The organism is Staphylococcus sp. GDY8P126P (assembly GCF_017891965.1).
Classification (GTDB): Bacteria; Bacillota; Bacilli; order Staphylococcales; family Staphylococcaceae; genus Staphylococcus; species Staphylococcus saprophyticus.
Map to the genome: position 1 here is coordinate 125,725 of NZ_JAESKG010000002.1, position 24,407 is coordinate 150,131.

Annotated in this window: 23 protein-coding genes; 5 read left to right on the forward strand and 18 right to left on the reverse strand. The window is 32.6% G+C overall.

What is annotated here, in order from left to right:
* Positions 1-56: 56 nt before the first annotated feature.
* From fabI to KA893_RS03115, 7 genes are all read right to left on the reverse strand, one after another.
* A complete protein-coding gene (fabI, locus tag KA893_RS03085; protein ID WP_002483750.1) occupies positions 57-827 on the reverse strand; it encodes an enoyl-ACP reductase FabI in 771 nt (256 codons plus the stop codon).
* Between the two features lie 271 nt (positions 828-1,098).
* Positions 1,099-2,943: a monovalent cation:proton antiporter family protein gene (locus KA893_RS03090; RefSeq protein ID WP_011303479.1), complete on the reverse strand. Its 1,845-nt coding sequence runs from the start codon at positions 2,941-2,943 to the stop codon at positions 1,099-1,101.
* 9 nt (positions 2,944-2,952) lie between these two features.
* Positions 2,953-4,338: a magnesium transporter gene (mgtE, locus tag KA893_RS03095; RefSeq protein WP_002483753.1), complete on the reverse strand. Its 1,386-nt coding sequence runs from the start codon at positions 4,336-4,338 to the stop codon at positions 2,953-2,955.
* A gap of 26 nt (positions 4,339-4,364) precedes the next feature.
* Entirely contained in the window at positions 4,365-5,219 is an 855-nt protein-coding gene (locus KA893_RS03100) for an RluA family pseudouridine synthase (protein ID WP_194375914.1), read from the reverse strand.
* Positions 5,219-6,028 (reverse strand): NAD kinase, encoded by an 810-nt coding sequence (locus KA893_RS03105; protein WP_011303480.1) that lies wholly within the window; start codon positions 6,026-6,028, stop codon positions 5,219-5,221. Before KA893_RS03105 ends, KA893_RS03100 begins: the two co-directional genes overlap by 1 nt.
* Positions 6,029-6,039: 11 nt before the next feature.
* The gene (gene yjbM / locus KA893_RS03110) at positions 6,040-6,675 is read right to left on the reverse strand and encodes a GTP diphosphokinase (protein WP_194375913.1); all 636 of its coding nucleotides are present in this window, start codon (positions 6,673-6,675) and stop codon (positions 6,040-6,042) included.
* 16 nt (positions 6,676-6,691) lie between these two features.
* Positions 6,692-7,039 carry a UPF0738 family protein gene (locus KA893_RS03115; RefSeq protein WP_002483757.1) on the reverse strand — a complete coding sequence of 116 codons (348 nt, stop codon included), beginning with the start codon at positions 7,037-7,039 and terminating at the stop codon, positions 6,692-6,694.
* Positions 7,040-7,226: 187 nt separating this feature from the next.
* Here KA893_RS03115 and KA893_RS03120 point away from each other — a divergent pair, with 187 nt between their 5' ends.
* From KA893_RS03120 to yjbH, 3 genes are all read left to right on the forward strand, one after another.
* On the forward strand, positions 7,227-7,811 hold the full coding sequence (locus KA893_RS03120; RefSeq protein ID WP_069821851.1) for a CYTH domain-containing protein: 585 nt from the start codon (positions 7,227-7,229) through the stop codon (positions 7,809-7,811).
* Between the two features lie 87 nt (positions 7,812-7,898).
* Positions 7,899-8,270, forward strand: a complete 372-nt coding sequence (locus KA893_RS03125) for a truncated hemoglobin YjbI (RefSeq protein WP_129303488.1) — start codon at positions 7,899-7,901, stop codon at positions 8,268-8,270.
* 17 nt (positions 8,271-8,287) lie between these two features.
* Positions 8,288-9,076 (forward strand): protease adaptor protein YjbH, encoded by a 789-nt coding sequence (gene yjbH, locus KA893_RS03130; RefSeq protein WP_011303484.1) that lies wholly within the window; start codon positions 8,288-8,290, stop codon positions 9,074-9,076.
* A gap of 593 nt (positions 9,077-9,669) precedes the next feature.
* On the opposite strand, the gene KA893_RS03135 is transcribed toward yjbH, so the two are convergent.
* The 5 genes from KA893_RS03135 to spxA form a co-directional block, all read right to left on the reverse strand.
* Entirely contained in the window at positions 9,670-10,284 is a 615-nt protein-coding gene (locus KA893_RS03135; protein WP_002483761.1) for an NAD(P)-dependent oxidoreductase, read from the reverse strand.
* 320 nt (positions 10,285-10,604) lie between these two features.
* Positions 10,605-12,413 carry an oligoendopeptidase F gene (pepF, locus tag KA893_RS03140; RefSeq protein ID WP_210125581.1) on the reverse strand — a complete coding sequence of 603 codons (1,809 nt, stop codon included), beginning with the start codon at positions 12,411-12,413 and terminating at the stop codon, positions 10,605-10,607.
* A 51-nt stretch (positions 12,414-12,464) separates the two neighbouring features.
* On the reverse strand, positions 12,465-13,463 hold the full coding sequence (locus KA893_RS03145; protein WP_002483763.1) for a competence protein CoiA: 999 nt from the start codon (positions 13,461-13,463) through the stop codon (positions 12,465-12,467).
* 207 nt (positions 13,464-13,670) lie between these two features.
* Complete coding sequence (gene mecA, locus KA893_RS03150) at positions 13,671-14,387, reverse strand: adaptor protein MecA (protein ID WP_002483764.1); 717 nt, start codon at positions 14,385-14,387, stop codon at positions 13,671-13,673.
* A 350-nt stretch (positions 14,388-14,737) separates the two neighbouring features.
* Positions 14,738-15,133: a transcriptional regulator SpxA gene (gene spxA, locus KA893_RS03155; protein WP_002483765.1), complete on the reverse strand. Its 396-nt coding sequence runs from the start codon at positions 15,131-15,133 to the stop codon at positions 14,738-14,740.
* Between the two features lie 302 nt (positions 15,134-15,435).
* On the opposite strand from spxA, the gene trpS reads away from it, so the two are divergent.
* Positions 15,436-16,425: a tryptophan--tRNA ligase gene (trpS, locus tag KA893_RS03160; RefSeq protein ID WP_002483766.1), complete on the forward strand. Its 990-nt coding sequence runs from the start codon at positions 15,436-15,438 to the stop codon at positions 16,423-16,425.
* Between the two features lie 82 nt (positions 16,426-16,507).
* Here trpS and KA893_RS03165 read toward each other — a convergent pair whose 3' ends face one another.
* From KA893_RS03165 to opp3b, 5 genes are read right to left on the reverse strand one after another with little or no spacing between them, the layout of a single operon-like run.
* A complete protein-coding gene (locus KA893_RS03165; protein ID WP_115338611.1) occupies positions 16,508-18,160 on the reverse strand; it encodes a peptide ABC transporter substrate-binding protein in 1,653 nt (550 codons plus the stop codon).
* Between the two features lie 20 nt (positions 18,161-18,180).
* Positions 18,181-19,125 (reverse strand): ABC transporter ATP-binding protein, encoded by a 945-nt coding sequence (locus tag KA893_RS03170; RefSeq protein WP_011303489.1) that lies wholly within the window; start codon positions 19,123-19,125, stop codon positions 18,181-18,183.
* Positions 19,115-20,197 carry an ABC transporter ATP-binding protein gene (locus KA893_RS03175; protein ID WP_194375911.1) on the reverse strand — a complete coding sequence of 361 codons (1,083 nt, stop codon included), beginning with the start codon at positions 20,195-20,197 and terminating at the stop codon, positions 19,115-19,117. Before KA893_RS03175 ends, KA893_RS03170 begins: the two co-directional genes overlap by 11 nt.
* Before the next feature lie 18 nt (positions 20,198-20,215).
* Positions 20,216-21,283 (reverse strand): oligopeptide ABC transporter permease, encoded by a 1,068-nt coding sequence (opp3C, locus tag KA893_RS03180; protein WP_075339731.1) that lies wholly within the window; start codon positions 21,281-21,283, stop codon positions 20,216-20,218.
* A complete protein-coding gene (gene opp3b, locus KA893_RS03185; protein ID WP_011303491.1) occupies positions 21,283-22,209 on the reverse strand; it encodes an oligopeptide ABC transporter permease in 927 nt (308 codons plus the stop codon). Before opp3b ends, opp3C begins: the two co-directional genes overlap by 1 nt.
* A 246-nt stretch (positions 22,210-22,455) precedes the next feature.
* On the opposite strand from opp3b, the gene KA893_RS03190 reads away from it, so the two are divergent.
* Positions 22,456-22,830: a DUF3899 domain-containing protein gene (locus KA893_RS03190; RefSeq protein WP_075339729.1), complete on the forward strand. Its 375-nt coding sequence runs from the start codon at positions 22,456-22,458 to the stop codon at positions 22,828-22,830.
* Positions 22,831-22,885: 55 nt separating this feature from the next.
* Here the strand turns inward: KA893_RS03190 and KA893_RS03195 are convergent, their stop codons facing one another.
* Positions 22,886-24,118 (reverse strand): MFS transporter, encoded by a 1,233-nt coding sequence (locus KA893_RS03195; protein WP_037538888.1) that lies wholly within the window; start codon positions 24,116-24,118, stop codon positions 22,886-22,888.
* Between the last annotated feature and the right edge of the window lie 289 nt (positions 24,119-24,407).

Genomic DNA, 24,407 nt, shown 5'->3' on the forward strand with positions numbered 1-24,407 from the left:
AAATACGCATGACCATCGTTGAATTGTAACGATGGTCATGCGTATTTTGTGTTTCTTTATTTAACGATATGGTAACCACTATCTACATGGATATTTTCACCCGTTACACCACTTGAAAAATCACTTAACAAGTATGCCGCTGTCTTACCTACTTCTTCTTGATCAATGTTACGTTTTAGAGGCGCACGTTCTGCAATCTCTTTTAAGATAGTGTTAAAGCCGCCAACACCTTTCGCACTTAATGTACGGATAGGACCAGCTGATATCGCATTAACACGAATGTTATCTTCACCTAAGTCTAAAGCTAAATAACGTACATTTGCTTCTAAACTTGCTTTAGCAACACCCATCACATTGTAGTTTTGTACTGCAAATTCTCCGCCTAGATATGTTGTAGCTACAATGCTACCACCTTCAGGCATTAATTTTTTTGCTTCACGCGCTACAAGTGTTAATGAATAAGAACTAATATCTTGCGCTAATAAGAAACCATCACGTGATGTATCACTAAAGCGACCACGTAAATCTTCCATATTTGCAAAAGCAATTGAGTGGTATACGCCATCAATATGTCCGATATCTTCACCAATTTTAGCAAAACCATTAATGACATCTTCATCTTGTTGAACATCAATTTGATACATATGATGTTCTGATTGGTTTAATTGTTCAACTAATTTTTCTAATTCATTTTTACTGCGATCCTTACGGTATGTAAATACTAATTTTGCACCAAGTTGGTCCAATACTTTAGCTACACCAAAACCGATACTACGTTTGTTCGCAATACCCATAATGACGAATGTTTTATTCTCTAAATTTAACATGAATATAACTCCTTTATTTAAATTTCCATTTTTAATTGGTTCGAGTAGTTATGAAGCTACGAACGATCACTTTGCTCTATGCCAATATAAGCATTCCCTATTTTAACATTGGTTTGATTGAATAAACAATTTATTTTACTATACTCATAAATTTAATACGTTTTCACTTCCAAATTTGTCAGTATAACGCGCTTTCGTACAAAAAAAACATAAAAATAAAGCAAACGACATTGCATACCATGCAATGTCCTTCGCTCTATTTTTCACTAACTTAATAATAGAATTCTAATTCGCGTTTTAATTCGTCTACATATTCTTTTGAACCAGTAACGATTACTCTATCTCTGTAACGTAATTGTGTATCACCATGTGGCACGATAGATTCATTATTTCTAATAATTCGTACAAAGATAATATCTCCACCAAATGGGAAATTACGTAATTGGATTTGATCATATTGATGATTTAACATCGCAATTTCATATAATGATGTTTCAACATTACTTAAAAGATTAAGCATATTTGGTGTTTCAATGAGACCTTTTAACAAAATTTTGTTACTCATATAACTACTGAAGATTTCAATACCCGCTTTTTGTAACGTTTCATCTGACGAACTAGACTCCAATCGACAGATAACACGTTTCACACCATGCGCCTTAGCCATCAATGCTACTTTACGGTTAATTTCATCATCATTTGTAGAACATACTACGATATTTCTTTCGAATAGTCCTAGACGTTCTAACAACTCTTCTTCGTAATCCGAAATTTCAATCATTGAAATGGCATCAGACAATTTACGTTTATCACTTAAATCATTTCTATAATAAAGCGATACTTGATAAAGTTGTGATGATAAATTTTGGGCAATTGGAATCGTTAATTGATTTTTCCCAATCAAACTAACTTCAATTTGTCTAGTGGCCTCATCAGGCATAGGAAACATTTTTTTAAATACAATAGGTACAAATACACATGTAATCACTGCACTTAATATCAAAATACCTGAAATTTCTGGTGAAATTGTACCTAATTGTTCTGCTATTTTTGCAGAAGCAATAACTAACGATAAAGTTGATGTTAGTAAAAATGCGGAAGAAATCGTTGTTTTCATATCAAACCATTTTCGTATGTAAAACAATGGAATTAATTTAGAAATTAAAAATGCTAAAATTAAAAATGGAATAATTAATAATAATGCTGGTTCTTTAATGAGTTGTGGAATATTCAAATCTACGCCGACCATTATGAAAAAGATTGGAATAAAAAAGCCATAGCCAAAAGAGTCTAGCTTTTCAACCATATCTTCATCTGGACCAAGTAATGAGACAACCACACCTGCTAAAAATGCACCTAAAATATTTTCTGCCCCTACCCCTTCAGCTAAAGCAACTAACAAAATAATCAGGGCAAATACTGCACGTATACCGATTTGAGTCGTACCATCCATTAATTTCTGTAAAAATTGTGCTTTTTTGAAAATGCCGCCTAACAAATAAAAAATAATGGTAAAGACGACTAAACTACCAATTAGCCATAACGATGTATTACCCGAAGCATGTAATGTACCATAAGCTGTTAATAGAATCATTGTAACTAAGTCTGCAAGTACAGCTACTAATAAGATAAACTGACCTATCGTCGTACGCATAATATTCATTTCTTTAAGTGTCGGCACGACTACACCTAATGAGATCGTAGAAATAATAATAACCATTAGTAAGACATCATCAATAAGTCCAAACCACTTAAACATATATGCGAAAATAATAGAAATAATCATAATAAACATGAAAACAACAACTGCTAATTGTAAATGGCCAGGTTCTTGTTTCTTCAATTTTTGTTCTTTATTCGCTGAACTTTTATCTCTTTTAAAAGCTTTAAAATCTATTTCCAAACCACTTAAGAACATCAAGAAAATAAATCCTAAAGTTGATAATATATTGAGCATTGCATCTCGTTCTACTAAATTTAAAAATGAGTGCCCAATGACAATGCCCATTAAAATTTCAGCTACCACTATAGGTAAAAATGTGATTCTGAGTCGATTGACTAATATTGGTGTAAAAAATGCCGCTAACACTACGACAACAAGCGATAAAAATTCCATATAACCCCCTTAAGTTAAATAAGACATAAATGATGTAGCTAATCCAAAATAAATTAGCATACTGACAATATCATTGATTGTTGTGATAAATGGTCCGCTAGCAACCGCTGGATCAATTTTCAATTTATTCATTACTAAGGGAATCATGGATCCCACTAAAGTACCTACCGTCATTGCAATCGTCAAACTTCCACCAACAATGATAGCTAGTATTGCTTGTCCGTACAGCACCATTATAATAATAAATAGTAACAAAGCACATACAAGACCACTTAAAAATCCACTACCCGCTTCTCTTAAAGCGACTTTAAATTTACTTTGTTCATATATTTCACCAGTAGAAATATTACGTACGGATACGGCGAGTGATTGTGTCCCAGAGTTCCCGGACATCCCGCTGATAATAGGAATAAATGCTGCTAATAATGCTACTTTTGATAAAGTATCTTCAAATGAACCTAATATTGTTGCTGTAATCATCCCTAAAAATGTTAAAATAATTAACCATGGCAATCTCTTTTTAGCTGTCGTAAACACTGAATCATTTGTTGCATCTACGTCTGATACACCAGCCAAACGAGAGTAGTCTTCACTTGCTTCTTCGTCCATAACATCCAAGATATCATCGATTGTTATAATACCTAGCAAATGATCTTGATAATCGACAACTGGCATTGCAATAAAATCATAGTCTCTCATCTTTTGAGCTACATCTTCTTGGTCATCTGCAGCATTTGCACTAATGACACGTTCACTCATTATGTCTTCTATGTATGCATCATTTTCAGCAATAATTAAATCTCTAAGAGAGAGTACCCCAGCCAATTGTTTGTTATCATTAACTGCAAAAATAACATAAATTGTCTCAGCGTCTGGCGCTTGTTCTTTGACATGCATGAGCGCTTCTTTTACTGGCATGGTTGCCTTTAAAGAAATATATTCAGTTGTCATAATACCGCCGGCAGTATCTTCATCATAATGTAATAATGCTTTTATTTCTTTTGCATCTTCTCTATTCATTAACGTGAGGAGACTAACTATTTTTTGCTTAGATAGCTGGTTCATAATGTCAACTGCATTATCGTAAGACATTTCTTCTAGTACCTTGCTTGCATAATTAGCATTCATCGCATCAAAAAGTGATTCGTATTCATCTTCATCAATTTCTAATTGTTCAAAGAAATCCGCTACTTCTTCTGGCGATAGTACTTCATACATACGTTGGCGTATATCTTCATTGCTATCCTCAAAGTATTCACTTTGTTCATATGTATGCATGGATAAGAATTCATCTCTAAATTCATCTATATGATTATTTAACAACAAATTGTCTAATAATGTTTGGTCATAAACTTGTTCATCCTCTAAAACGATTGAATCTTTCTCATTAGCCATTCGTACACCTCCATGTATGTTTAAAATTATATCATATTAAATAGCGTTTCTATTGCATCATATTTATCATTAATTACAATATTTTGATTTTTTATAGGATGTATGAATGCCACCTGGGTACATCTCAATAGTTGATGAGGATAGCTTTCATGCTTGCCACCATAAAGCGCATCGCCTACGATAGAATGACCGATATGCTGAAAGTGCACACGTATTTGATGTGTTCTTCCAGTTAGTAATGTTACTTCACACATACTAAATCCTTCCTTATATTCCACTCGCTTAAACCGTGTTTGCGCTGTTTTTCCAGCTGCATCGACACGACGTTGAATAATACTTTCTGGGTGTCTTGCAATGGGCGCATCTATCACGCCTTCTTTTTCAGTCTTACCATAACAGATACAAAGATATTTTTTATCTATATTAAGGTTAGACATTAAATGATGAATAAACCCATGTTTAGCCAATATAACAATTCCAGAGGTATTACGATCTAGTCGTGTCACTATATGGGGATTGATGCCAGGCTGTTTTTCATTTAAATAGCCTAATACTTGTTCTACTATACTATAATGCAAATGGTCTCTTGAAGGTGCGCAGTTCTGATACGGTGGTTTTGATACAACAATTAAATAGTCATCTTCGAATAAAATATTTAATGGTTGTTGATAAGGTTTAAGATTTGTACTTGGGATTTCTTTACCAAGGTATACTTCCAAAATATCACCAATAGCCAATTGTTTTCTAACCGTAACAGTTTGACCATTAACTACTAAAGCGCCATTATGTTTAATGGCGCTTATCGTTCGCTTAGAGAAATGATGTCGTTGTAAAAAAGAACGTAACATTTCTGAAGCAGTAATATTAAAAGTAAACTTCATTATTCATCGTCTCCACTGGAAATAAATGAATCATGAACTCTTTTCCAAAAAGGAAATGGTCTAAATCGAGCAAATCGTATCTTCTCATTGGCTACTCTATATTGTATTGCATTCACATTCTTATGTTTAATACTCACATGATCAATGGTAGTTAAAATTGTGTCCTGATTAACTGGTGTTATCAAACACGTATGATGTTTAGGTAAGACTAAGGGAGAACCTACCGTTCTAAAGACTCTATTATTAATCGATGCGATTTCTGCAATTTGCATTGCTTCTAATGAAGGATGTATCAATGCCCCACCTAACGCTTTGTTATAAGCAGTTGAACCTGATGGTGTGGATATACACAAACCATCACCTCTAAAACGCTCAAACTGGTTACCCCTTATATTTACATCCACAACAAGCGTAGACCCATTTTCCGTTTTCATAGTAGCCTCATTTAAAGCTAAATGGCGAGTTTCATAACCATTATCATTATAACGAACGATGATTTCTAATAAGGGATACTCAATGACTTGAAATTCGGAATTATTAATTTCAATAATTAACTTTTCCACTTCATGTGGTAGCCAATCAGCATAAAAACCTAAATGTCCTGTATGAATCCCAACAAATGCACAACGAGAAAGCATGTAACTATACTGGTGAAACGCTTGTAACAATGTGCCATCTCCCCCTACAGAAATGACAATCTCTGGATTATCTGGGTCTTCAACCATTTGAAAATCTTTCATATGGTTAATCATCTTATGTTTTAAAGCATTTGATTTTGAATCACCTTTAGATAATATCGTGTAACGCATCGTAACATCCCCTAGTCATTATTATGCTTTTTCGCACGCTTTTTAGAATAATATTTCTGTGCTTCTTGAATTTCTTCTTTTATTTCAGACATTTCTTCGTCTAATAAGAAAGCTGCTTCTGCCGCTCGCTCTAAACGATGTTGAATCTCAGGTGGATAGTCTCCATCATATTTATATCTCAGTGTATGTTCTATCGTTGCCCAAAAATTCATCGCTAACGTTCTGATTTGAATTTCTGCTAAAATGCTCTTTTCTCCATTAAGTGTTTCTATAGGATATTCAATAATCACATGGAATGAACGATAACCACTTTGTTTCGTATTACTAATATAATCTCTTTCTTCGACAACTTTAAAGTCTTTACGTTGTCTCAATAAATTAACCACGATATCTATATCATCAACAAATTGACACATTAAACGTAAACCAGCGATATCGTACATTTCTTCATGTAAACGATCAAATGATATTTGGCGCTTATTTGCCTTATCAATAACACTCGTCATTGGTTTCACACGGCCCGTTACAAATTCTATAGGAGAAGCATTATCTTCTACTTCATATTGTTTTCTAAGCCCTTTTAATTTAATCTTCAGTTCGTCGACTGCTTGCTTATATGGAGATAAAAACTGATCCCACTGATTCATTGTGCTTCACTCCGCTTCAATCTAATTCGAAAGTATTTTCAACAACGGACACAAACTCCTTACCATAATTTGAATTACCTTGTATGTTATCCAATATATAGTTAAATTCATTTTCGAATTGTTTTAATTCTAGTTCATCATTAATAATCAATTTCTTGCCTTTATTTTCATGTAACATAGACCAAGTTTCTTGGACAAATATTAAATAAGAATATGATTGTCCATCGTCTAAAATATATGCAAAACTATAATTATCGCTATCAACAAGCATTTGTCCTGCTTCTTGTAAGCCTTCTGTAGATTGCTCTGTATAACAATTTATACTGTCTTCTGTAACTTTAATTTCATTTACATAAATACGCATGCTTGTTCCTCCTTATTCCTCATCATTTTAACATAATTCTATCGTACATAACACGTCACAACTTACATGTTTTACCAACATATATACATAACTTTTACTTAATTCAAATTTTACAAATGCAGTTCAATTTAAAATAAGGAAAAAGTGATTTAAAATAAGTTATTATATGTAAAAAAGGAGTGTATGCATGGCTACGAATAATGAAATTGAATTTAAACAATTATTAACCCAATCACAATACCAATCCATTTATAAAACCTATTTTCAGGATGTCGGTACCTTTAGTCAAACTAACTACTATATTGATACACCACAATTTGACTTGAAGGCAAACCAGTCAGCCTTAAGAATTCGTGTGAAAGATGATTATAATGAGATGACTTTAAAAATACCTGCTGAAGTTGGTCTGATGGAATATAATTTTGAAACTCGGGTCGTGCCTGAATTAAACAAATCAATCACGACACAAATGTTGCCTGCTGAAATCATAGAACAACTTGAAAAAATGGACTTTGACTTAAATCAATTAGTTATTCTTGGCGCATTAACGACAGAACGACTCGAAAAAGAAGTTAATGGGAATTTACTTGTATTAGATAAAAGTCGCTATCTTGCTTTCGAAGATTTTGAACTAGAATTTGAAGTTGATGATTACGATGAAGGGTTCAAACAATTTAAAAATATTCTTGAACAATTTAATATGCAACATGAAATACCAGATAATAAAGTCCAAAGATTTTTTAAACGTAAATCAAATTTATCTGGCAATTAATCAAGCACAATAGCAAGAAGTCGAATTACTTCCAAATGTAAAAATTCATGTTATATTAGTAATATATTAACAGGATACGGTGATATTATGACTCAAACACCTTATGAAATCATTGGACATGACGCCTTATACAAGATGATTGATCATTTTTATTATTTAGTTAAACGCGACGATAGAATTAACCATTTGTTTCCTAGGGATTTTGAAGAAACGAGTAGAAAACAAAAGCAATTCTTGACGCAATTTTTAGGTGGTCCAAACCTTTATACACAGGAACATGGTCACCCAATGCTAAAAAAACGGCATATGGATTTCATAATCACAAATCACGAACGAGATGCGTGGCTTGAAAATATGGCACATGCAATCGCGCATGCACAATTTCCAGCTGGTGTTGGTGATTACTTATATGAACGATTACGTTTAACGGCAAATCACATGGTTAATTCCGAAAATTAATTGTAGGTGGAATAGACATGACTGAAGAATTAAGATTAATACAACCTAATAGTCGTGAAGATGCAAATCTTTCACCTGTGAGCAAGATAGAAATTTATTCCTTTTTCGATCCATTCAGTAAGGAATGCTTTAAGCTATCGGCTATCCTTTCTAAATTACGTATTGAATATAAGCAATATATTAGTATTAGACATATATTGAACCCTTCATTACGTGTTTTAACAAAATGCCAAGCTCAGAGCACCTCTGATTTAGATAATATCGCATTAGCCTATAAGGCTGCGGAACTTCAAGGACGTATTCGTGCTGAACGATTTATACATCTCGTTCAAAATGAAATTATTCCTAAGCGTGATATTATTACTGAATCAATGGTAAATAGTTGTATCAGTAACGCAGGTTTAGATTACGAAGTATTTAAAGAAGATTTAAATAGTTCTTGCTTAAAAGAAAGTTTACAAGTAGACTTGCATATTGCTCGAGAAATGGAAATTGAGGAAGCGCCCTCTCTCGTATTTTTTAATGAAGATGTTCATGAAGAAGGCTTAAAAGTGGAAGGCTTATATCCTTACCATATATACACATATATTATTAATGAGCTTATTGGTTCAACAATAGAAAAAGAATTACCACCAAGTTTAGAAGACTATATTCAACAACAACAATTGGTTACCAAAGAAGAGCTACTTACGATTTATGAATGGCCGGAAAAACTAATGAATAAAGAACTTAAAAAGCTAGCACTACAGCAAAAAATTGAAAAACTTAAATCACCAGATGGCAAATTCTGGAAAGCAAAAAATTAATCTTTTTAACACGTACGATATAGTATAAATGTATTAATTTCAAAAACATGAAGTTGGGACATACAGTCCCATGTTCAAATAAAGAGGACTAATCACTATGTAAATGGATTAGCCCTCTTTATTTATATTCATTACACCATTTAGATTGTACTTGCTACTCTAGAGATATAGACCAACCCATAGTCCTTAACTCATACAATTTCTCTGTATATCAGCACGTGAAGATTTCGTGTAGAAACGATAAATACATACAATTTAAAATGCACTTGATTTTCACGCTATTCATAAATAAGAACTTGAAATTGTCCTAATGACACTATAGTAAAAAGATTACTTAATACATTAGAAAATTATATTAATGTAAACAAAACGTGAATTCCTATATTTTGTCCTTTAATCTTACAAATATTTAGTTATTAAGCTATTCATAGTCAAACTATTTTCCTTTATTACGATGACATCTTTTTAATTGCAGAGATATTTGCACTACTTAGTATGTTCATAAAAAATGGACTAGTGCGCTTTTGCTCACCAGCCCATTTTATGATAGTGCTTTATTATGAATGGCTTACTACTTTTTTGTTTTTTGAAAATTACTTTGCAAATACCGCAAAGCGACTTTGAATATGTTCAGGGCCCATTGCCTCATCTACAATTGCTTTAGCAAAATCTGCATAACTTACATGTGTACCTATTACTTCATCATCACTCACTTTATAAGTGCCTGTTTTCTCACCATCAAATTGAAAATCTGGTGCTGGACACACAAAAGTCCATTGCACATCATCACGCTTTTTAATTTCTTCAAATGTTTTGACTTGCGCCATGCTAATAGGTTTTACTTCTTCTGGCATATCAGGAGAATCAATCAATCTTTCTGTATGTGCTTTATCTACGTATAAACTACCTGCGCCACCTATAATAATGAGTCGTTTTTGACTGTCACTAACCAAATTACTAAGATGTTCTAGCGATTGACTGTGCTCATTCAACTTATCTTTATTCATTTGTCCAAATGCATCAACAATGACATCAAAAGGTGCAATATCTTCTTTAGTCAAATCAAACAAATCTTTTTGTAAGACTTGATGCGCAACTGTTTTATTCTCACTTCTAACAATTGCTGTAACATCTAGCGATCTTTCTACCGCTTCCTTAGTAATAAGTTGACCGGCTTTCCCATTTGCTGCTACTACTGCAATTTTCATGAAAACACTTCTTTCTTGTATTTATTTTAGATACAAGTTTAGGATAACGCTTTTTCGGAATAAAGTCAATTGAATAGTTATTCATTTAAACGCATCTTGGAAATTTATTTAAAAAGAGCATAAAAAAACGCCGTGTCTGATTACACGGCGCTAAACAAAGGGGATGGGAGAAATTTTTCACTTCAAACAAAGGGGTATGTTTGTTATGTGATTAATTTCATGTTTATAATATAACACGCTAAAATAGACCTTTCAACCATTTGAATTAAATAATTTTAGTTTGTCACAAACTTGTCATATTGTAAACGAATACATTCACATTAAGCTTTCATTAGCTTTTCAAAAGCGTCTAATTTTTGTTCAAAGACTTTACAAGCTTGTTCAATTGGTTCTGGTGTTGTCATATCTACCCCAGCATTTTTCAATATTTCTATAGGATAATTTGAACTACCTTTTTTCAGAAATTCATTAATATAACGATCAACAGCAGGTTGTCCTTCAGTTAATATTTGATGACTTAAACTTTGTGCTGCACTGTATCCGGTTGCATATTGATACACATAATAGTTCATATAGAAATGAGGAATTCTAGACCATTCTTTACTAATATCTTCATCAGTTTCAACTGAATCGCCAAAGTATAATCTGTTTAATTCTGCATACTCTTCGTTCATACGATTAGCTGTTAACGGCTCACCCGCCTCTTCAATTTGGTGAATTTTATGTTCAAATTCTGCAAACATTGTTTGTCTAAATAATGTAGCACGGAAACGTTCTAACTCTTGATTTAGTAACAATAGTCTTCTTTCATCGTCTAAATGCTTATCCATATAGTCACTTAATAAAGCTTCATTACAAGTAGACGCAACTTCAGCAACAAAAATCGTATAATCACTTGAATTAGAAGGCTGATTTTGACGACTAAAATAACTATGCGCTGAATGTCCAAATTCATGCACTAAAGTATATAAATCAGAAACTGTATTCGACCAATTTAAGAGAATAAATGGGTTGGTTAAGTGCGCACCTGAAGAATAACCACCTGAACGTTTGCCTTTGTTTTCAAACACATCAACCCAGCGATTGTTTAAGCCTTCATGTACTACTTTCATATATTCTTCACCCATTGGTTGCAACGCTTTTACCATCCAGTCTTTTGCTTCCTCATATGGCATTTCAAATTTCACATCTTTAACTAATGGTGTATAAAGATCATACATTTTCATATCATCTAAACCTAATAACTCTTTACGTAATTTGGTATAGCGATGTAACAATGGTAAGTATTCATGTACTGTTTTCACCAAATTATCATATACTGTCTCTGGTATATGGTTATTACTTAACGCCGCTGCTCTTGCCGATTCATAATGATGTGTTCTTGCATTAAATACATTCTTTTTAACTTCTCCAGCCAATGTAGCACTTAGCGTATTATTGTATGCGTCGTATGCTTTGTATAAGTTTTCGAATGCAGATTTACGTAACACGCGATCATCTGATTCTAAACATTTAATAAATGTACCTTGAGTGAGTGAATGCGTATTACCATCCTTATCGACAGCGTCTTCAAACTCTAAATCAGCGTTACTAAACATACCATATACATTATCTGGTGTTGATAATGCATCTTGCGCTTCTGTTAGTAACTTTTCTTTATCTGCAGTTAATACATGAGGACGTTTTTCATTAATTAATTTCAAATCAAATGCATATTGTTTTAAATCATCATTTTCTTCAATGAATGATTGAATTGTTTCTTCATCTATTTGTAAGATTTCAGGTACTAAGAAACTCCAACCTGAACTAAATTTTATAATTAATTGATGTGCACGTGATTCGTATCCTGTATATTTATCATTGGCAGTGTCTTGGTCTTGTTTTAAATGTGCATATACATATACTTTTTCTAATTTTGAACCTAGTTCATCTTCTAATGCTAACGCTTTATATAAAGTTTCAGCATTATCTCCTAAATGTCCTTGAAATTGTTGCTCTTGACCGAGGTTATCCTCAACCTCTTTGAAAGCTTGTTCAAAAGCTTCATCTGATTCAAATATAGTTGTTAAATCCCATGTATATTCAGGATATTTACGTTCTTGTTCTTCTCTTGTTAATTGTTGTGTCATTTTTAGTAAACCTCCTATGTTTTTCAATACTTTAATTTTCTCACGTCCGGCCTAATTTTGCACGTTATTGTATTCCATTTTACTGTAAGAATTTCTGAATTTATTTATAAGCTCATTAACTATGACATCCTTTGTATTTTCTATGTTATAAAAGTGATTAAGCATTATTTTTTCATTAAATTCGTTTAAATTTTGCGGTGTTTTAACAAGTAAATATAATAATTGCAATTGCCAATAAATAGGATGGGATTGAATGTATAATTGTTCTGGATATATGATTCCTAAATACGTACTTACCCAATTATCAGATAGACCTAAATTATACATAACGCTTAAACTTGGTTCTTTAACAGAGCGTGTACATCGACAACGATTTATATATTGCTGAATCGTATTTTTGTTTAATTTGATATCACGCGTAAAATCTTCAGTTTCAATTTGACTAAACACATAGTCAAAATCTTTAATCTCCAGTTTAAATTTATGTGCAATATAGCGATTGCCACCAATAAAATTATAAATTTGATACATATATAACTGCTTGTTACTACTGTCCCATGTGAGCAAGCGTTTAGATTTAAAATCTATAAAAGTTCTTTCGTACTTCGTTAATATTAAAATATGCCTAAGTTTATCGTAATATGGGTTTGGAATAATCCATATTAATCTATAACCAATATGTAACAAACCGTTACTACGTTTTTTCACACTAGAAATTGTGATTTTTGAAAATTGTATTTCTATGGCGATCTTTTTATCAATAATTAAATCAGGATATTGATAAATCCCAGCAATATAAGGCTCGATTTGTACATGATAACCGATACATGACAATTTCAGTGCAAGCTGATATTTAAGTGAGTAATGTGCCTGAGTTTCACCTTTACTACAAAAAATAGAAGCTACTTTTAAATGAGCAAAATGTGGTGTGATTATTTCACCTTTTTTTAAAATCATTTTATTTTTACAATGTGGACATGTATATTCGGCACCTTTAACAGCATGATTTGCAAAAACTAAATGTTTATGATGGTCATACGCTAACAACACGCTTCTTCACCTCATAATAATTACACCTTATTAATCAATAAATTACTTCTACTACTAGATAAAATATTGCCTATTTATTTAAAAACGCAATTGCTCTATAAAAAAACCAGCTAAGGGTAATGACCCATAGCTGGTTTCAACATCTTATAATGCATTTGTTATCTAACGTGCTTTTATAAATTAAATACGTTAATTTTGACTTGTATTTTATGCTTCTGTGTTTGGGAAATAACGACGTACTTGTGATGCAACATTATGACTCATGATAATTTTGGCATAGTCGTTTAAATACACTTCTGATTTATCAGTAGGATATGCGAACTCAAGTAATTGACTATAACTATCATTAATTGTTTCTTGATCTACTGTTTCATCATAATGGACAGCATAATAATATACATTGTTAAGACTATATAATAAATCTTCGAACTCATCTGTCACTTGATTATTATAGTGTGCATATTCAATAACTTCTTCTAAATCATTGAATTTAACAATCACAGTACGTGTATTTTGACGATTGCGCTCATTTTGATCTTGATTTTGCTTGTTATCTTTTTGTTGTTGACGTTGATCAAATAAATCTTCTAAACTATCATCTTGATCAAATGTTTGTGACAATAAATCATTTACCTGATAATCAAGTTGTTCATTGTCTTCATCTGACATATTAATAAGATCTTCATTTTTAGATTTAGATATCGTAACTTCAACGCCTTTTTCAAACGCATGCACTTGTATCCATAATGGGCCTTCTACTACAAAGTCTTCTTCTTCATTGATTTCTTCCATCATATTCCAAAAGAATTCTTCTCCACGTTTGCGGTTTGTCCATAAATCTTCTCGTTTAAATCCTCTAGCCTCAATATCACTATAAGTTATAAATAATTTAACAGTTGTAGCGTCAACGCGCTCTATTCTCATATCATCTCACTCCTTACAGTCGATGAATAGTAATCATATTGTATTAGAACGTAGTAAGAATTACAATTGATTTGTTTGATTAATTTTTACTAAATCCTATTTGGTCTCTAATATTAACATATACCTTTGAATTAGCCAAAAAAACAGCACTAAACTAAGAAAGTGCTGTTGCAATCATGTCATTACTTATTCACAAATAGCTAGCCACATCATAACAATAAGATGATATCACCTTATCATTTGACGTGCATACCCAATTGTTTGTTATGTTAAAAATATAACAAAACCACAAAGCAACATGCTTAAATATCGCTTTATGGCTCGTCTAGTTCATGTATTTAATGTATTAATTAGTCAACCATACGTTGTGCTTCTTGCAATTGGAACGTACGAACTTTTCTTGGTAAGAAACGTCTAATTTCGTCTTCATTATAACCAACTTGTAAACGTTTTTCGTCTAAAATAATTGGGCGACGTAATAAACCAGGATTATCTTGAATAATTGAATATAAATCTTGAAGTGGTAATGCGTCAATATCCACATTTAATTTTTGGTAAGTTTTAGAACGTGTAGATATAATTTCATCTGTACCATCTTCAGTCATTTTTAAAATTTGTTTGATTTCGTCGATTGTTAAGTGTTCTGAAAAAATGTTACGCTCCGTATACGGAATGTCATGTTCTTGTAACCATGCTTTCGCTTTACGGCAAGATGTGCAACTTGGTGAAGTAAATAATGTTACCATACATCTCACTCTCCTATTTTTCATGAATGTAAATTCATTTGATTTCAATATTTATATGATTAAGAAATTGCTTAAGTAATTTCGTCTTTCTTAACCTTACAATGAAAGTATACCCTTTCAACATTAAAATTAAATGAGAATTCTCTAATTTTTTCAAAAATTTAAAATAAAAGTATTTCTCAATAAATTCAATTAAAAATATTGATATGTCTATAGTATAACATAACTTACAAATGATTGAAATACTGTTATAATAAACCTATTATGTAAAAAATTAAATTTAAGAAAGTAGGCATTGTAATATGGAAACATTATTTTCGGGTATCCAGCCTAGTGGTATTCCTACAATTGGTAATTATATTGGTGCTTTAAAACAATTCGGTGAAGTTCAAGACGATTACAATTGTTTCTTTTGTATCGTAGATCAGCATGCAATTACGGTACCACAAGATCGTTTGAAATTACGTAAACAAACAAGACAACTAGCTGCAATTTATTTAGCTTCTGGCATCGATCCTGAAAAATCAACTTTATTTATTCAATCAGAAGTGCCAGCGCATGTTCAGGCAAGTTGGATGTTAACAACCATTTCTTCTATCGGTGAATTGGAACGTATGACTCAGTTTAAAGATAAAGCCGTTAAACAAACGGAAGGTGTCCCTGCCGGCTTATTAACATATCCTCCTTTAATGGCAGCGGATATCGTTATATACAACACAAATATCGTGCCCGTTGGTGATGACCAAAAGCAACACATGGAATTAACAAGAAACTTAGTTGATAGATTTAATTCTCGCTACAACGACATTTTAGTTAAGCCTGAGATTCGTATGCCTAAAGTTGGCGGCCGCGTAATGAGTCTCCAAGATCCAACGAAAAAAATGAGTAAGAGTGATGATAATCAAAAAAACTTCATTTCTTTACTAGACCAACCAAGCGTTGCGGCTAAAAAAATAAAAAGTGCTGTAACTGATTCAGATGGTATTATTAAATTCGATCGCGACAATAAACCAGGTATCTCTAATTTATTATCTATTTATTCAAGTTTAACTGACGAATCAATTGATGCGCTTCAAGAAAAATACAAAGATTCGAATTATGGTGTGTTTAAAGCAGACTTAGCAGAAATCGTGAGTGATTTCTTAACTGCTTTCCAAGAAAAATATGAATACTATTTAAATTCAGAAGAACTTGACACTATTTTAGATAATGGTAGAGACAAAGCACAACAAGTATCATTCAAAACGTTGAAAAAAATGGAAAAAGCAATGGGCTTAGGTCGTAAAAGATAAGTTATTTATCTCAAATCCCGCAAGTTAAAAAGGAGCATCCATTAAGTTGGATGCTCCTTTTATGTTACTTTTTAATTTTTTATTAGTCTTTCTTTTTACCAGTTTTAGGATCGATATCTTTATCAATGGTTACATCTTTAAGTGTTGTATCACCACCGATTTGGTGATATACCAAACCTTTAACTTGTGGATTTGTTAAATGCGCTTCCCCTTTTTGATAAATTGGTGCAACTGGGGCATCATTTAACATTAATTCTTCAGCTTGTTTCATAGCTGCATTACGTTCTTCAGGTTTTTTCAATAGTTTTCCATTAGCATCTTTAACAAGTTTATCGTATTCCTTACTACTCCATGCTGTATTATTATTAGAGTTACCTGTTGTCATAATATTTAAGAATGTTAGTGGATCAGGATAATCAGGACCCCAACCAGATAATGAAGCTTCAAACGCTTCTGTTGATTCTTGATTTAAACGCTGTTTAAATGGTAATTGTTTAATTTTCAAAGTAACACCAGGTAAAGTGCTTTCCACCTGTGATTTAATATATTCAGCAGATATTTTAGCATCTGGTGTATCTTCAGTGTTCATCGTAAAGGTTATATTTTTAACGCCTAAATCCTTTTTAGCTTTTTCAAAATGTTTTTTAGCTGCTTTTGGATTATAAGTTAATGGCGAATCAATAGACTCAGAAAAATCTTTAGCATCAGGTGTCTCTGCTGTTAGTTTCGCAGTGAAACCATTTGTTGCTTCTGACCCATTGTTTTTAACTGAATTAACATATCCTTCTTTATCAATAGATTGTGCAATTGCCAGTCTTAAGTCTTTATTTTTAAATTCAGGTACATTATCTTGGTTCATTTTAATGTAGAATGTACTTGCTAATAAACGTTTTTTCAAGCCTGGGTTGTCAGCATATTTATCCACTTGATCTGCTGTAATCGTCGTATCATCAACTGAACCAGTATCATAAAGTGAGGCACCAGCTTGCTGATCTTTTAATACTTTATAGTTTACACGATCTAAGTGTACTTGCTTTTTATCCCAATAATCTTCGTTTTTTACAAGTTGTATCTTATCTTCTACTTTCCATTCTTTCACTTTGAACGGCCCATTAAATACTGTTTTAGCTGCTGTTGTCCCATATTGGTCACCATTTTTCTTCACTACTTTTTCGTTCAGTGGCATAAACGTAGCAAATGCGAACATTTCATTAATATATGGAATCGGTTTTGTTAACTCAACTTTTAATGTATGGTCATCAACCGCTTTCACACCTAGCTCATCGACATCCTTTTTACCCATATTAATTGCTTCAGCATTTTTCAAATCATACATGATATAAGCATACTCAGATGCCGTATCTGGATTCACCACACGTTTCCAAGCGTACTCAAAATCATGTGCCGTTACTGGATCCCCATTTGACCACTTGGCATCTTTACGTAACTTGATTGTAAGTGTTTTTCCCCCATTACTTTCTTTTGGCATTGCTTTTGCTACCCCTGGTTGTGCTTTATCATCTTTATCTAATGTATATAAGCCTTCGTATACTTGATTGAAAATATCGAATGACACCGTATCTGTAGCTAATGCAGAATCTAATGTTGAAATATCTGATGGCAGTACTTTCCTAAAAACTTGTCCTTTATCAGAATATACCCCTTCCGCACTACCACAACCAGCTAATACAACCGATAGTGCAATCAGAATAATAAATAATTTGAATTTTCTCATCGTAATCCCCCTTTCCCATGTTATACAGATGCTTCTTGTGTATGTGATTTCAAATCTTCCGCTTCGTCATCTGTTGTAAATACAAAATGATTCGGTCTGATTTCATGCAATGTACGTTGGTCATTTTTAGTCTCGTCTTCTTTAAAAAGTGTTCTCTTTCTCACACGTTCACTTTCTGGGTCTGGCTGAGGTACAGCCGACAGTAGTGATTGCGTATAAGGGTGCATAGGATGATTATAAATTTCATCCGCACTACCAATTTCGACAATTTTACCAAAGTGCATCACTGCAATTCTGTCCGAAATGTATTTAACCATGGAAAGGTCATGAGCGATGAATAAAAACGTAATGCCTCGTTCTTTTTGCAATTTAAGTAATAAATTTACAACTTGTGCTTGTATTGAAACGTCTAATGCTGAAATAGGTTCATCCGCAATAATAAACTCAGGTTCAACGGCAAGTGCACGTGCAATTCCAATACGTTGTCTTTGTCCTCCAGAGAACTCATGTGGATAACGATTGGCGTGTTCTTTACTTAGTCCCACAGTTTCTAATAAATCGTAGACACGTCTTTTACGATCTTTGACACCTGTAGAAAGTTTATGAATATCAATCCCCTCTGCCACAATATCCATTACTTTAAGTCTTGGATTGAGCGATGCGTATGGATCTTGAAAAATCATTTGTATCTTTTTATTAAATTTCAATGAATCTTTACGATTTTTAATTTTTTGAATATCTATACCTTCATATAAAATTTCACCATCAGTAATATCATTTAGTTTAATAATCGCTTTACCTGTCGTTGATTTACCACAACCAGATTCTCCAACTAGGCCGAAAGTTTCACCTTTATAAACGTCAAATGAAATATTTTCAATTGCTCTTACTTCATTGCGTTTACCTTCGTTAAAATACTGTTTTAAATTTTTCACTTGTAATAACAGTTCATTTTTATTTTCCATCGAACGACACCCTTTCTACCTGTTGTGGCTTATCGAAATTATTTGGCATGTTACGCAAACGTTTTTTCACCATTTTCGGTGGTTCCACATGTGGTGCGCGTTCATCTAATAACCAAGATTTTGCAAAATGTGTTGGTGACACTTGGTACCATGGCGGTGGCGTTTTAAAATCAATATCTAAAGCAAATTGACTTCTTTCTGCAAACGAATCACCTTTAGGTGGATGTAACAAGTCGGGTGGTGTACCTGGAATAGCTAATAATTCAGTCTCTGTACCAGTTGTCAAATCTGGCATAGATGATAATAATCCCCATGTATATGGATGTTTAGGATCATAAAATATTTCATCCACATCCCCTGTTTCTACCATTTGTCCTCCATACATGACCGCTACTCGGTCAGCAATATTCGCAACGACCCCTAAGTCATGCGTGATAAATATAATGGAGGTACTAATCTTATCTTGTAGTTCTTTCATTAATTCCAATATTTGAGCTTGCATTGTTACATCAAGCGCTGTTGTTGGTTCATCTGCAATAAGCACTTTAGGTTCACAAGCAAGCGCGGTTGCGATAACAATTCTTTGACGTTGTCCGCCTGAAAATTGATGAGGATATGCATTAAATCTTTTATCTGCATTTGGTAACCCAACTAAATTCAATATGTCTAACGCTCTTTTTTTAGCTTCTGTTTTACTGTAATTCTTATGTTTCATAAGTGGTTCCATGACTTGTTTACCAATTTTCATTGTTGGATTTAATGATGTCATTGGATCTTGGAAAATCATTGAAATGTCTTTTCCACGTAATTTGATTAATTCTTGCTCTGATTTTTTAGCTAAGTCTTCCCCTAAAAAATTAATTTCACCTTTTTTAATACGTCCAGCGTCTCCTTGGAATAACTTAGTGATCGCTTTGGTTGTAACTGACTTCCCAGAACCAGATTCACCAACAATTGCAAGGGTTTCTCCTTTATTGATAAAGAAGTCCACGCCTCTTACCGCTTGCACTTCCCCTGCATCGATATCAAAGGAAACATGCAAATTACTAACTTCCAATACTCTTTCTGACATATATGTTGCCCCCTTTTGTTATCTACGCATTTTAGGATCAAATGCATCACGTAATCCATCACTAAATAGATAGAAGAATAAGATTAATAAACTTAATACAAGTGCTGGAATAAATAATTCATGCGGATGAATTAATAACATGGCTCTACCTTCATTCACTAAAGAACCTAATGATGTTCTAGGTGCTGGTACCCCAATACCAATGAAACTTAAGAAAGCCTCGAAGAATATTGCATTAGGTACTGTAAACATAGATGTAACTACGATAACACCTAATGTATTAGGTAAAATATGTTTGAATATTAATTTTATTTTAGATGCTCCCAAAGTTTTAGATGCTAATACAAATTCTTGGTTTTTTAACTTTAGGAATTCACCACGAACCACACGACTCATGCCAATCCATCCTGTAATTGCCATGGCTAATATAATTGTCCAAATAGACGGTTCGAATATTAGTACGAATAAAATAACAACAATTAGTGTAGGTATAGACGCAACGACTTCAATAATACGTTGCATGACATTATCTATCCGTCCCCCAAAGAAACCGGATATTGCGCCATATACAACGCCTATGAATATATCTAGTAACGCTGCTACAACACCAATGAATAAGGATACTTGTGCACCTTGCCAAGTTCTAGACCATAAATCTCTTCCAAGTTGGTCTGTACCGAACCAGAAGTTTTCTTTCACACCTGCTTCTTTATATGCATCTACGCCCTGTGCTCCTTCACCATCAAAAGGTAAAAATGGAATTTGATCCAATACAGGAATTTTTGCAGGTAAGTTACGTCTCTCTACATCTTGCTCTGCATAATCATGAGAACTTAATAAAGGTCCAATCAATGCTAGTAAGATAATGATGATTAAACCTATCATCCCTACGACGGCAAGCTTGTTTCTTTTAAGCTGTGCCCAAGCGTCTTGCCAAAAGTTTTTACTTTCTCTTTGTATTTCTGGTTCTTTTTCTAAATCGTTTTTACTTCTAATAAAATCCGAAGCTGGTATCGCTTCTGAGGTATGTGTCATAACTGCATTTGAATGGTCATCATTGTATTTTTCATCTCTTTTATCAGCCATTATTTTTTACCTCCTTGTACACGAATACGTGGATCAATCACACCATATAAAATATCTACAAGGAAAATAGAAACAATAAATAGTGTACTGAATAAAATCGTTGTCGCCATAATTACTGGGAAATCATTTGTCGTAATTGAACGTACAAATTGATCCCCTAAACCAGGCACACCGAATATATTTTCAATTGTCAATGTACCCGTTAATATACTTGCTAACATCGGTACAATAATTGTGATGACTGGGATTAATGCATTTCTTAATGCATGACCAAACAACACTCTCATCGTTGAATTCCCTTTTGCACGTGCTAACAAGATATAATCTGAACTTAAAACTTCTATCATTTCCGCTCTTATGTATCTTGCAACTGTTGCTAATACTGCTGCTGACAATGCCAGTGAAGGTAGTACAGCTGTCGATATACCTTCCCAACCTGCGACTGGAAACCACTGTAATCTAACTGAAAATACGTATTGTAACAATACCGCTAACACGAACGATGGTACTGAAACTGCAATAACTGAGATGACCGTTGCTGTATAATCAACCCAAGTATTTTGCCGTACTGCTGCAATAACGCCTAGTATCAAACCTATAATTACACCTATCACCATTGCCGTTAACCCCATCTCAAGCGACGGAACTAATCTCGGTTTAATTAACTCCCATACAGGTTGGTTATCATATTGAAATGAGTTACCAAAGTCCCCCGTAACGACATTCTTCAAATAACTAACATACTGCACTGGTACTGGATCATTGAGACCATATTTTTCATTTAAAATCTGCTTTTGCTCTTCATTTAATTTTTCATCATTAAATGGTGAACCGGGCATCAGCTTCATTAAGAAAAATGTTATCGAAATGATAATGAACAGTGATAAAATCATGTAGCCTAAACGCTTCAAAACATACTTAAGCATTTTTTATCCCCCTTTAATTTCAGAATAAACATTCCCTTCGAAATATTCAGAAATATTTAATAATAGTATACTTATAGTTCATATTTTAATCAATATTGTTTTGCTTTACTTTATTAAAGTAAATGAATTTTATTTAATTTTCTTTCTCTTTAAAAGTGTTGATATAAAAGAATTTATAAGGCAAATTATTCATTTTTTAGTTATTTTAAGTTACAATAAATTTATTAAATAAAGGAGACAATAAATATGAGGAAATTTACCACTTATCTATTTTGGCTATTATTTACACCATTGATTTCATTCTTATGTTGGCTCTTTGCCTCACATCAATTAACTCAGTATTTAAATATCATATTCTATGTATCTTTTATATTTGTGATTATCCTATTTAGTTTAATCATTGTTCAAGAAGGTATATTAGATGCTACGAGTTACGGTTTTAGAAGACTAAAGTATCAGCTAACGAATAAAAAACACAAAGATACGCTAGAAAATGATGATTTTTTTAAACCTACACAAGCCAAAAAATCATCCTACTTTGTAAATCCATGGATTAAAGTGGGCTTTGTTTTTAATTTGCTATATTTACTTATTTCGATTGCCATTTCATTTATTATATAAAAAAGACTGTATTAGCTATTGTGATGATTGACAATAAACGAATACAGTCTTTTCATTATTTTGTTTCAATATTAGGGTTATGAAATAATGCGTAATACAAGAGGATAAATCCTAATAGTACTATAACAGCTACATATACTGACATCATCCAAGGCAGAATAAACGCACCAATTATTAATCCTAAACGTGCCAATATATTCCCTCCATAGAATGAAATCATCCCAAATGTATTATAAGTACTTCGTTTATCTTCAGGAATCATCAAGAAACGTTGCGCATTTTGAATTGGGGAATAAATCAATTCACCTAATGTAGCTATAATAGAAAATAAGCATAATATCCAAAATTCAGAAGCTGACATCAAAACACTATAACCAACGGTATATAAAACAATACCTATCATAAATGCAATTTTCTTTGAGGTGTTATCTACAATTCTATTAACCGTAAAAGTTAATGTCGCCACTACAAGTGTATTGATGATCATAATTACTGTAAACATTCGGACACCATCAATATAAAAGCCTAAAAAATGTAAAGGTTCAAACGCTTCTTTTAGTCTTACAACTACATAAGAATTCAAACTGAGTTCAGCCATGATGACCATCATAAACCCAATATTAAGCAACATATAGTATTTATCCTTAATGACAACATGATAACTATCTACGAAATGTTTAAATTTAGAGGTTAGATCTTCTTTTTTAGTAATAACTTGCTCCACGTCATAATATTTTTCAAATAAATACCAACTTATCAGCATAGCAATGAAAAATAATACAAATAATAAATGCTTATGTCCTAAATATAACAACGCGCCTAATGCCATGCCAATCGCCGTACCAATATTAAACATCCAATAATTTAATTGATAAACGTACTCGCGAACTTCTTCATAAATGGCATCCATAATTGCTGCTTCAAAAATAGGTTCACTCGCAGCAAACAATAATTCAAAGATAAATACCGTTATACAAAATATGATTAAACCTAAACCATCCATAGTCACCGTAATACTTAAAATAATCAGACACACAGCGTAGATAAAATGTATTAAATTGACTACTTTCTTCCTATTATAATTGTCTCCTAAATATCCACCTACGAAGGACACTACAAAACTTACAATGATATTGGCAATTAAAAATGTACCAGCAAATACAGCATTTACTTTACTCGTTAAATATAATGCCATAAAGGGTAAAATCGCTTGGCTCGCTATAATTAAGATGAAATCTGCTATCATTCTTGTTTTCAACGTTGTAGATAATGTTAGAAATTGCTTCATCTTAATTACACCCCACTTTATAATCCAATAATTTACATTATACACTAAATGTATGTCTTGAATAGACATTTTATAAATATAAAATTATCTTCACTTTATATTTTAACTTTTTCTAAACATTTCACAATATAAATTTTATGTTTTACAAGAATTTTAAATATTCAACCGTTAAAAAGTTATTATAATAAACTATAAGCCTCTCTATTATTGTTATCATTTCTCTAACTTTCTTAAGTTCGATATTTACAAAAAAAGCAAGAGCATCCGATTGAGATGATCTTGCTTTTCA